The organism is Bradyrhizobium sp. NAS96.2, assembly GCF_001908235.1.
Lineage (GTDB): Bacteria > Pseudomonadota > Alphaproteobacteria > Rhizobiales > Xanthobacteraceae > Bradyrhizobium.
Genome location: NZ_LGHK01000087.1, coordinates 25,090 through 36,580 on the forward strand (window position 1 = coordinate 25,090; position 11,491 = coordinate 36,580).

The following is an 11,491-nucleotide window of genomic DNA, read 5'->3' on the forward strand; positions in this document are numbered from 1 at the left end:
GAAAAACACGGCGCCCTGAGGCGCCGTGTCGCAAATTCCGAGCAGTCAGCCGAGCTGTGGCTTAGCTGTAGATCTCGAACAGGCCTGCGCCGCCCTGACCACCGCCGATGCACATGGTCACGACGCCCCACTTAGCCTTGCGGCGGCGGCCTTCCTGCAAGAGGTGGCCGGTGAGCCGGGCACCGGTCATGCCGAACGGATGGCCGATCGCGATCGAGCCGCCGTTGACATTGTACTTCTCGGGATCGATGCCGAGCTGGTCGCGCGAATAGAGGCACTGGCTGGCGAAGGCCTCGTTGAGCTCCCAGAGGTCGATGTCGTCGACCTTCAGGCCATGGCGCTTGAGCAGCTTCGGCACGGCAAACACCGGGCCGATGCCCATCTCGTCGGGCTCACAGCCGGCCGAGGCCCAGGCGACGAAACGGCCGAGCGGGTTGAGGCCGCGCTTCTCGGCGTCCTTGGCTTCCATCAGCACCACGGCGGCGGCGCCGTCGGACAGCTGGCTGGCATTGCCGGCGGTGACGAACTTGCCCGGGCCCTTGACCGGCTCGAGCTTGGCAAGGCCTTCCAGCGTGGTCTCGGGGCGGTTGCACTCGTCGCGATCGACCACGTAGTCGACGATCGACTCGGCCTTGGTCGCCTTGTCGACCACCTTCATCTTGGTCTTCATCGGGACGATTTCGTCCTTGAACTTGTTGGCCTGCTGCGCGGCCGCCATGCGGCGCTGCGACTCCAGCGAATACTCGTCCTGATATTCGCGGCTGAGCTTGTAGCGCTCGGCGACGATGTCGGCGGTATCGATCATCGCCATGAAGATGTCGGGCGCGGTCTTGAGCAGGTCCGGATCGATCGATTCCTTCGGCGTGCCGCCGCCGGGAATCGAGATGCTCTCGACGCCGCCGGCGACGATGCAATCAGAGCCATCCGAACGAATGGAATTGGCGGCCATCGCGATGGTCTGCAGGCCCGACGAGCAGAAGCGGTTCACCGAGACACCGGCGGTCGACTTCGGCAGGCCGGCGAGCAGCGCAGCCTGGCGGCCGATGTTCGGCGCGCCGTGCGCGCAATTGCCGAGATAGCAATCCTCGACATATTCCTTGTCGACGCCGGCGCGATCGACCGCGTGCTTGATGGCGTGCGCGGCGAGCGACATCGGCGGGGTGATGTTGAATCCGCCACGGCCGGACTTCGCCAGGCCGGTGCGCGCGTAGGAAACGATTACGGCTTCACGCATTGTTTTCTCCCTCTGAGATGACGGTCATTGTGGCGCGTCGTGGCCCGTTCGTACACATTTTTCGTGCGGCGCAACAGCAATACCGGAGGCCCTGGAACGACAAACGCCGCCTCCGGGGCCGGAGACGGCGTCATGTTCCGCAGATCGGAATTTGGATGCGCTTGAACGGTATCTTCCCCCATCATGCCCGGCACGTCCCGGGCGACGAACAGCCGCTCAAACAGCGTTTGAAACGTCTTCCTAGAACGTCAGCGCCTTAGAACGTGAGCGCCTTGGCCTGCTTCACCTGCGGCAGCGATTGCACCTTGGCGAGCAACTCCGCCGGCACCGCGCCGTCGACCTCAACCAGCGCAATGGCGTCGCCACCCTGCTTGACGCGGCCGAGATGGAAGGTCGCGATATTGATTTTCGCATCACCCAGGAGACTCGCGAACGCGCCGATGAAGCCCGGCTTGTCCTCGTTGGTCACGTAGATCATCGACTTGCCGAATTCGGCGTCGACGCGGATGCCCTTGATGTCGACGAGGCGCGGCTTGCCGTCGGCATAGACGGTGCCGGATACCGAACGCTCCTGGCGCTCGGTCGCGACGGTGACCGTGATCAGGCTTTCATAGTCGCTCTGCGCGGCGCGGACCACCTCGTCCACCACCATGCCGCGTTCCTTGGCGACGACAGGCGCCGACACCACGTTGACCTCGCCCAGCATCGGGCGCAGCAGGCCGGACAGCACCGCCGAGGTGATCGCCTTGATCTTCATCTCGGCGACGTGGCCCTCATAGGTGATGGTGGTCTTGAGGATGCCGCTCTCGGTGAGCTGGCCGGCGAACGAGCCGAGCTTCTCGGCGAGCTCGATGAACGGCTTCAGCTTCGGGGCCTCTTCCGCTGTGATCGAGGGGAAGTTGACGGCGTTCGAGATCGCGCCCGACAGCAGATAATCCGACATCTGCTCGGCGACCTGCAGCGCGACGTTCTCCTGCGCCTCGGTGGTGGAGGCGCCGAGATGCGGGGTGCAGATCACGTTGGGATGACCAAACAGCACGTTCGTGGTCGCCGGCTCCTCGACGAACACGTCGAACGCCGCGCCCGCGACATGTTTGGAATTGAGCGCATCGACCAGCGCCTGCTCGTCGACCAGCCCGCCGCGGGCGCAGTTGATGATGCGCACGCCCTTCTTCATCTTGGCGATCGCGGCCGCGTCGATGACGTTGCGGGTCTTGTCGGTCAACGGCGTGTGCAGCGTGATGAAATCGGCACGCTTCAGCAGGTCATCGAGCTCGACCTTCTCGACGCCGATGTCCTTGGCGCGTTCCGGCGACAGGAACGGATCAAACGCGATCACCTTCATGCGCAGGCCGAGCGCGCGGTCGGCGACGATCGAGCCGATATTGCCGCAGCCGATCACCCCGAGCGTCTTGGCGGTGATCTCGACGCCCATGAAGCGGTTCTTCTCCCACTTGCCGGCCTGGGTCGAGGCGTCGGCCTGCGGGATCTCGCGTGCCAGCGCCAGCATCAAGGTGATCGCGTGCTCGGCGGTCGTGATCGAATTGCCGAACGGCGTGTTCATCACGATGATGCCCTTGGCGGTCGCGGCGGGGATCTCGACATTGTCGACGCCGATGCCGGCGCGGCCGATCACCTTGAGCTTGGTCGCCTTCTCGATGATCTTGGCGGTCGCCTTGGTGGCCGAGCGGATCGCAAGGCCATCATAGTTGCCGATGATCTCGGCGAGCTTGTCCTTGTCCTTGCCGAGGTTGGGCTGGAAGTCGACCTCGACGCCGCGATCCTTGAAGATCTGCACGGCGGCGGGCGACAGCGCGTCGGAAATGAGAACCTTGGGTTTTGTCATCGGAATGATCCGTTGCTGAACGATGCGTTTGAATACACGACGGCCGCGGGCACGAAGCCCGCCCGGCCACTCTGCGCGATAGTTGGCCGGGTCAACCAGCGAAGACGCGCTTCGCGCTTTAGCCCGGCCATAACGATGATGAATTACGCGAAGCGGCCTAGGCCGCTTTGGGCAGCGCGGCCTTGGTCTCCGCAAAGGCCCAGTCGATCCACTGCGTCAGCAGCTCGACGTCCTTTGCCTCGACGGTGGCGCCGCACCAGATCCGCAGGCCCGCCGGCGCATCGCGGTAATACGCGAAGTCGAAGCCGGCGTTTTCCTTCTCCACCAGCGCGACCAGCTTCTTGCAGAAGTCGGCCTGCGCATCAGCGGGAAGCGAGGTGATCGCGGGATCGGTGAACTTCAGGCACACCGAGGTGTTGGAGCGGATCGCGGGATCCTTGGCCAGGAAGTCGATCCAGGGCGTCCGCGCCTTCCAGTCGGCGAGCGCCTTGGTGTTGGCGTCGGCGCGCGCGATCAGGGCCTTCAGGCCGCCGATCGACTTCGCCCAGTTCAGCGCGTCGAGATAATCCTCGACGCAGAGCATCGACGGCGTGTTGATGGTCTCGCCTTCGAAGATGCCCTGGTTGAGCTTGCCGCCCTTGGTGAGGCGGAAGATCTTCGGCAGCGGCCAGGCCGGCTTGTAGGTCTCGAGCCGTTCGACCGCACGCGGCGACAGGATCAGCATGCCGTGCGCGGCCTCACCGCCGAGCGCCTTCTGCCAGGAGAAGGTGACGACATCGAGCTTGGCGAAATCGAGCGGCTGCGCGAAGGCGGCCGAGGTCGCGTCGCAAATCGTGAGGCCTTCACGGGTTGCGCTGATCCAGTCGGCGTTCGGCACGCGCACGCCCGAGGTGGTGCCGTTCCAGGTGAAGACGATGTCGGAGGCAGGATCGACCTTGGAGAGATCGGGGATTTCACCGTAAGCCGCGTTCAGCTTGGTGACGTCCTTCAGCTTCAATTCCTTGACGACGTCGCTGACCCAGCCCTCGCCGAAGGATTCCCAGGCGAGCGTGGTGACGGGCCGCGCACCGAGCAGCGACCACAGCGCCATCTCGACCGCGCCGGTATCCGACGCCGGCACGATGCCGATCTTGTAGTCCGCAGGCACCTCAAGCACTTCGCGCGTCAGTTCGATCGCGAGCTTGAGCTTGGCCTTGCCTACCTTCGCACGGTGCGAACGGCCGAGAGCGGCATCCTTGAGATTGTTGGGGTTCCAGCCGGGGCGCTTGGCGCAGGGGCCGGAGGAGAAATGCGGCACATTAGGCCGCGAAGCGGGCTTCGCTGCAGTCATATTCTACCCTTCCAGATAGCTGCCTCTCGGTGGGGAGAGGTTTCCCGCGGTCGGAGATAGTAGAAGGGTACCCAAACGTCAAGGAAGTTCAGACTTTTCCGGAACGATCGGGAGATCACGGCTGATTGATGGGGCGTTCTCGACCTGCTGCATCGTCTCCTGATCGAGCAAATCTGCCGCCAGAGTCATGATCTTAACTGCCTTGCGCCGGCTCGATATTTTCAAAATGCTCTTATCGCCGGCCAGCACGATGTACTCGTTGCCGACCCGCACGATCGAATATTCCGACATTCCAATCCCCGGTTGCCCGCCGCCCCGTGGGAGACGTCCGACATACCGGACTCGTTCCGCCCGTAAAATCACGGAGGCCGGCTTAGTTTATTGGCTGTTAACCGGAACGCGCAGCAGCGGCTACCGCAGGCATTGCCTTGTGAGCGGCACAACTTCGTGCGCGCAGCTCAAAAGCGCAGCGTCATGCCGACATGGCTGCGCGCGAATCCCAGCCGCTCATAGAAGCGCTGCGCATCGACGCGGGTGTGATGCGTCAGCAACTCGACCAGCATGCAGCCTTGCGCACGCGCCTCGGTCACCGCCCACTGCACGAGCTGCTCGCCGATGCCGCGGCTGCGGCAGTGTTTTGCAACGCGGACGTCCTCGAGCAGGCCGCGCGAAGAGCCCTGCGAGCTGATCCCCGGCAGAACCGCAAGCTGCAGGCAGCCGACCACGGCGCCCTCCCCGTCGACCGCAACGACGAGCTGCAGGTTCGGATCACGCGCGACCCGTGCGAAGGCGTCGTAATAGCTTTGCGGCAGCGGATCCGCGATCTGCTCACGCGCGCTGCCGAGCGGATCGTCCGCCAGCATGCCGACGATGGCGGCGACATCCTCGCGCCGCGCGCGGCGGATCGTGATCGATGAGGCTTCAGTCATATCGATGTTCACCAGAAGTCAGCGCACCGCCGGCAGGCCGAGCACATGCTCGGCATCGGCGATCCAGCGGCGGATCATGGGATAGCGCGCGAGTTCGAGGCCGCCGTCCTCCGCCATGCGCGTATAGGCGAGCAACGACACGTCGGCGAGCGAGAACGCATCGCCGACCAGGAACTGCGTGCCGGCAAGATGCCGCTCCAGGTGATCGAGCGCGACATAGCCGCGCTTGATCAGGTTCGGATCGATCTCGGAGACGGCCTTGCCGAGATACACGGTCTGAAAACGGCAGACGGCGACATAAGGCTCATGGCTGTTCTGCTCCCAGAACATCCAGGCATCCATCTGCGCCGCGCGATAGGGATCGGCGGGGATCAGATCGCTGCCGCGCGCGAGGTAGCGGATGATGGCATTGGATTGCGCAAGCGTGCGTCCGTCATCGAGCTCGACCGTCGGCACCTGACCCCAGCCGTTCAGCTTGAGGAATTCCGCCGTCCGGCTGCCGCCCTTCATGGTGTCGATCTCGACCCATGTGTATGGCAGCGCCAACTTGTCGCACACCCATTTCACCTTCAGGCAATTGCCTGAATTGGCGTCGCCGTGGATTTTCATGTGAGGTCGCTCCGCTTGCGGAGCAACATCGGATCAGCCGCACATTGCAGTGTCAAGCGACGCAGCGCTCGTCAGAACTTGTAGCCGATGGCAGCACGTACGCTGTTCTGCGTGACCGACGTGTTCTTGACCGGCATGAACTTGACGTATTCCCACTCGCCGCGCACGAAAACACAGTTCCACAGCATGTATTCCAGGCCGAGACCAGCAGTCCAGCCTGCAACGTAAGCGTCCGTCTTCGCATCCGTTGCGGTTTGGGAAAACTGCGGGAGTGCAAAGGTGGTCGAACTTCCGTCGGCAAAGTTGATCGTTCTGTTCACGGAGCTCGTGACCGTGCGCGAGACATCCATTCGGCCGACCGCAAGGCCGCCGAACATGTAGGGCAGAAAGTCACCGGTTGCCCAACCCGCCCGGCCGCGGAATGTCACCTCGTCTTTGAGCTTCATTGAAGCGCTTCCATTCAACGTCACGCCGTCGGCGGCAGAGGCACCGGCCGGCAGGACCAAGGTGGGTTGCGCGACTTGAATCGGACCCAGGCTTCCGAAGGTCGATGCCGTAAGGCCGGACCAATGGGTATAGTTTGCTTCGACACCCACCACGGCGTCGTCATACTGCCAGTTGCGTCCGACAAATGCTCCGAAGCCCGAGCTTTGCGAATTGACCCGGCCAAGCAGATTGAATTGGGACGTCGGCCCTTGCAGCGTCGTGTTGCGAAAGATGGAATTGGTCAGAGGCGCAACCGAGCCGCCAAAGTCGGTATTGATCCATGTCTGGCTGACCTGACCGCCGACATACCAGCCGTCCCAGTTTCTGGTGGGCGCGCTGGACGCGGGCAGACTGCCGCGAAGGAACTCCGGCATGTCGGCCGCCTGCGCGCCGGTCACCGCCCCGAACATCATCGCCGCCAGCAAGAACCTACGCATCGCAACGCTCCATCCCACTCATCGAATGCGCGTTGATCATCCCCTGTTAACCTTAACCAATCGTTGTCGCCGGCAGCTTTCGACCACGCAAGTTGCACTCGCGCAATGACGCGGCAACGGAAAACGGCGCGGGATGATCCCGCGCCGTTTTCAATCGTTAACCGTGAGGCCTCGAAATTAACCCTTATTAGCCCTTGCGGATCAGCGGGGGCGGCGGCGGCGGAGGCGGCACGTCGCAGCATGGCAGGTTGAAGCGCACGCCGAGCTTCACGTCCTGCGAGGTAATGTCGCGGAACTGGAAGCTCGAGGGACCGGTCGGCGTGCCGTCGAAGAAGTGACCCTGACCCTGGCCGGCGGTGCCCATGTCGAGGTAGCGATAAGCCAGTTCGACCGTGAAGTTGTTGGTGACCTTGTAGGCGACACCGGCGTGCAGCGCCCAGGCGAAGTTGGTCTTGGTGGCGCCGTCGGCGATGAAGGAGCTGGTCAGGCCCGACCCGCTCGGGAACGTCGTGACGTCGGAGAACGCCGCGGTCTTGAGCACTGCGGCACCGACACCGGCACCGATGAACGGGGTCAAGCAACCCCAGGTGCCGAGATCGGCGTAGACGTTCACGAGGCCGACCCAGCTCTGGATGCCGCCATGATAGGTGTCACCCAAGGAGCTCGGCCCGGGGAACGTGAAGAAGTCGGTGCCGTTGAAGCTCACCTTCGAGCGATACTCACCGGTGATGTCGGCGCGGAACCAGCTGTTGAACTGATAGCCGACGCCGATGCCGTAGAGCATGCCGCCGTCGAAACCGTGGCCGTACTGGTTGAAGGCAGTGCCGGCTGGCAGCGTATCGTAGGCGTTGACGTGCAGCCTCGCCTTGGTGTTGGTCATGCCGATATCGCCGCGCAGATACCAGCCGCCGAAATCCTGGACCGGCGGAGGCGCATACGCCATCGGGGGTGGCGGCATGATCGGCATGTCGGCAGCGAACGCTGCCGAGGACAACAGAGATGCCGCTCCGGCGGCAATCAGGGTCTTTACGCTACGCATTGGCTTCGTCCTTTTGGCCCAAGTGAGGCGACACGAAAGGCCCCACGTCTGAAACTCACGGGCGGACGATGGCAGCAAATGTTTAAGCGGCACTTAACCCTAATTTTTAAGGTTGATTTTCTCTCACCGATTTCTGCGGCTGTTGCTTATGAGTCCATAAATGCGCGCACGCAGCGGCGAAAGATGGCGATCTCGCCACAGGTGCTAATGAAGCGTTGACGCGGGGCGCGTTTGCAACGCACGCGAGCTGCGTGTGTTAGCGAATGCTTAATGCGGGAACTGCTGCCCGCCTCACTGCCGGGAGTTCAGCGGACGGCCTTCGGCATCTTCGGCAGGAACACCGCGAGCAGGCCGATCGCCGGCAGGAATGCGCACAGCTGATAGACAAAGGCGATCGAGGTGCGGTCCGCGAGCTTGCCGAGCACAGCCGCGCCGAGGCCACCGATGCCGAAGGCGACGCCGAAGAACACGCCGGAGATCATGCCGAAGCGATGCGGCATCAATTCCTGCGCGAACACGATGATCGCCGACGTCGCCGACGAGATGATCAGGCCGATCACGACCGTCAGCACGGCGCTTGCAAACAGGCCCGCATAAGGTAGCGCCAGCGTGAACGGCAGCGCGCCGAGGATCGAGAACCAGATCACGTATTTGCGGCCGAAGCGGTCGCCGAGCGGCCCGCCGATGAAGGCGCCCGCGGCGTTCGCGGCAAGGAAGATGAACAGGTAGAGCTGCGCCGCTTGCGTCGAGACGCCGAACCTGTCGATCAGATAGAAGATGTAATAGCTCGACAGGCTCGAGACATAGAGCTGCTTGGAGAACAGCAGCGCGACCAGCACGACGAGCGCGATCATCACGCGCCGCTGGTCCGGATGGTCCGGATGCCGCTCGACGGCGACTGCCTTCTTGCCCGCGATCTGCGGCTTGTACCAGACGCCGATGCGCCAGAGGATCACGATGGCGAGGAACGCGATCGAGGAGAACCAGGCGATCGAGGGCTGGCCGAACGGCACCACGATCAGCGCCGCAAGCACCGGCCCCATCGAAGTGCCGAAGCTTCCACCAAGCTGGAACACCGATTGCGCGAAACCGTAGCGTCCGCCCGAGGCCAGCCGCGCGATCCGCGACGATTCCGGGTGGAACACCGCGGACCCGAGACCGACCAGCGAAGCGGCGATCAGGATCATCCCGTAAGAATGCGCGACGCTGAGCAACAGCAGCCCGAAGAAGGTGAAGTCCATGCCGATCGCAAGCGAGAACGGCTGCGCTTTCTTGTCGGTGAAATGCCCGACCAGCGGCTGCAGCAGCGAGGCAGTGAACTGGAACGCCAGCGTGATCATTCCGATCTGCGCGAAGTCGAGCGCGTAATTGTCCTTCAGGATCGGATAGACCGAGGCGATCAGCGACTGCATCGTGTCGTTGAGGAAGTGCGAGAAGCTGATGCCGGCGAGCACGACATAGGCCGGCCCGGCGGCGGCCGCCGCCTTCGCGGCAGTCAATTCCGGCACCGGCACCGGTTTGCCCAGTGCCTGTTCGCTTATGACGGGCTTGTTCAATGCAGCATTCCCGGACGGATTCGCAAAACTACCTCCGTGTCGTACGACGCGGAGGTAGGGCGGACCAGTTGCGCTAGCCGATGGCAGCGATGCGCTGCGTGGTCAGCATTATTGAATCAAATCCGTCTCCGTCACCCTGAGGTGCGAGCCCTTGCGAGCCTCGAAGGATGCACGGCCACCAGCCGGGCCGTCGATCCTTCGAGGCTCGCTACGCGAGCGCCTCAGGATGACGGAATCAGCAGGTGAGCCCCGGAGAATCTATAGCTTCAAGCCGCGGCGGCGTGGCCGAGTGCGCTGACGATGTTGTCCACGATCTCTTCCACCAGGATGCGGTCGTCGCCCTCGCCCATGACGCGGATCACGGGTTCGGTACCGGAGGGGCGGATCAACAGACGGCCGTGACCGTTGAGGCGCTTCTCGCCGTCGGTGATCGCGGACTTGACCTCGGCGGCGTCGAGCGGCTTGCCGCTGCGATAGCGCACGTTCTTCAGGATTTGCGGCAACGGCTCAAAACGCCGGCAGATCTCCGACACCGGGCGGCGCAGCTTCTGCACCACGGCCAGCACCTGCAGCGCCGCAACGAAGCCATCGCCGGTGGTCGAATAGTCCGACATGATGATATGGCCGGACGGCTCGCCCCCGAGATTGTAGCCGCCGCTCAGCATCTGCTCGAGCACATAGCGGTCGCCCACCGGGGTGCGGACCATCGAAAGCCCGTGGCCCTGCAGGAAGCGCTCCAGCCCGAGATTGGACATCACGGTCGTGACGATGCCGGGCTTGGCGAGGCGTCCCTCTTCCTTCCAGCTCTGCGCGATCACCGCGAGCAGCTGGTCGCCGTCGACGATATGGCCGCGCTCGTCGACCAGGATGACGCGATCGGCATCGCCGTCGAGCGCAATGCCGATGTCGGCGCGCATCTCACGCACCTTGCGCGACAGCGCTTCCGGCGAGGTCGAGCCGCATTCCTTGTTGATGTTGAAGCCGTCGGGTTCGACCCCGATCGGCACCACGTCGGCGCCGAGCTCCCACAGCGCTTCCGGCACCACCTTGTAGGCGGCACCATTGGCGCAATCGACCACGACGCGCAGGCCGTCGAGCGAGAGGTCGCGCGGCAGCGTGCGCTTGGCGAATTCGATGTAGCGGTCGTGGACGCCGTCGATGCGGCGGGCGCGGCCGAGGCTCGCGCTCTGCGCCAGGCGGCGGTCGAGCGATTCGTCGAGCAGCTGCTCGATCTGCTTCTCGACATCGTCGGAGAGCTTGAAGCCCTGCGGGCCGAACAGCTTGATGCCGTTGTCCTCGAAAAGATTATGCGAGGCCGAGATCATGACGCCGAGATCGGCGCGCATCGACTTGGTCAGCATCGCGATCGCCGGTGTCGGCATCGGGCCGACCAGCAGCACGTCCATGCCGACCGAAGTGAAGCCCGCCACCATGGCGTATTCGATCATGTAGCCGGACAGCCGCGTGTCCTTGCCGATCACGACGCGATGGCGATGGTCGCCACGCTGAAATACCAACCCTGCGGCCTGCCCCACCTTGAGCGCGAGCTCCGGCGTGATCAGCCCATTGGCGCGGCCCCGAATTCCATCGGTCCCGAAATATTTGCGGCTCATGTAACCCCCAACACGGACCTCTCGAACCACCCGGCGAGAGAGTCCCGAACGCCTACCAGTGTAGCGTGCATCGGCCTTATAGACTGCCAGGCGCTAAGATGACTTCAAAAAATATGATGAATCATTACCACGGCCGAACCGCATTTTTCGACCTTAAGCCGCTGAAAAATATAACATTCCGGTCGTTAAGACAATCCCCGGCGGAGGCGCGCTGTCCCCTACCCTTTGTCGTTGCGCTTGACGTGCTGGTCGCCCTTGGTCGGGGCCGGCTGGGTCACATTGACGGGGTCGGAACCGGGAAACGTCTCCTCCAGGCCCTCTTCAAGGGCCTCGTCGAGCCGGCGCTTTTCGGCGTTGTCGTCGGCCTTCGGCTTGGTGCCTGATTGCATCATCGTGCTCTCCCATCCGTCTT

Annotated in this window: 11 protein-coding genes; all 11 read right to left on the reverse strand. The window is 63.5% G+C overall.

The window, feature by feature from the left end; genetic code table 11:
• Positions 1 to 61: 61 nt before the first annotated feature.
• Entirely contained in the window at positions 62 to 1,234 is a 1,173-nt protein-coding gene (locus tag AC628_RS20145) for a thiolase family protein (protein WP_074128524.1), read from the reverse strand.
• A gap of 256 nt (positions 1,235 to 1,490) precedes the next feature.
• Positions 1,491 to 3,080 (reverse strand): phosphoglycerate dehydrogenase, encoded by a 1,590-nt coding sequence (gene serA / locus AC628_RS20150; protein WP_074128525.1) that lies wholly within the window; start codon positions 3,078 to 3,080, stop codon positions 1,491 to 1,493.
• A gap of 157 nt (positions 3,081 to 3,237) precedes the next feature.
• A complete protein-coding gene (locus AC628_RS20155; RefSeq protein ID WP_074128526.1) occupies positions 3,238 to 4,410 on the reverse strand; it encodes a phosphoserine transaminase in 1,173 nt (390 codons plus the stop codon).
• Positions 4,411 to 4,488: 78 nt separating this feature from the next.
• Entirely contained in the window at positions 4,489 to 4,701 is a 213-nt protein-coding gene (locus AC628_RS20160; RefSeq protein WP_074128527.1) for a hypothetical protein, read from the reverse strand.
• Positions 4,702 to 4,868: 167 nt separating this feature from the next.
• Positions 4,869 to 5,339, reverse strand: coding sequence for a GNAT family N-acetyltransferase (locus tag AC628_RS45370; RefSeq protein ID WP_074128528.1), 471 nt, complete (start codon positions 5,337 to 5,339; stop codon positions 4,869 to 4,871).
• Between the two features lie 18 nt (positions 5,340 to 5,357).
• Positions 5,358 to 5,948: a glutathione S-transferase family protein gene (locus tag AC628_RS45375; RefSeq protein WP_074128529.1), complete on the reverse strand. Its 591-nt coding sequence runs from the start codon at positions 5,946 to 5,948 to the stop codon at positions 5,358 to 5,360.
• Between the two features lie 71 nt (positions 5,949 to 6,019).
• Positions 6,020 to 6,871, reverse strand: coding sequence for an outer membrane protein (locus AC628_RS20175; protein ID WP_074128530.1), 852 nt, complete (start codon positions 6,869 to 6,871; stop codon positions 6,020 to 6,022).
• Positions 6,872 to 7,058: 187 nt separating this feature from the next.
• A complete protein-coding gene (locus tag AC628_RS20180; protein ID WP_074128531.1) occupies positions 7,059 to 7,910 on the reverse strand; it encodes an outer membrane protein in 852 nt (283 codons plus the stop codon).
• 305 nt (positions 7,911 to 8,215) lie between these two features.
• Complete coding sequence (locus AC628_RS20185; protein ID WP_074128532.1) at positions 8,216 to 9,466, reverse strand: MFS transporter; 1,251 nt, start codon at positions 9,464 to 9,466, stop codon at positions 8,216 to 8,218.
• A gap of 266 nt (positions 9,467 to 9,732) precedes the next feature.
• Positions 9,733 to 11,079, reverse strand: a complete 1,347-nt coding sequence (gene glmM, locus AC628_RS20190; RefSeq protein WP_074128533.1) for a phosphoglucosamine mutase — start codon at positions 11,077 to 11,079, stop codon at positions 9,733 to 9,735.
• Between the two features lie 218 nt (positions 11,080 to 11,297).
• Complete coding sequence (locus AC628_RS44100; RefSeq protein WP_168193409.1) at positions 11,298 to 11,471, reverse strand: hypothetical protein; 174 nt, start codon at positions 11,469 to 11,471, stop codon at positions 11,298 to 11,300.
• Positions 11,472 to 11,491: the final 20 nt, after the last annotated feature.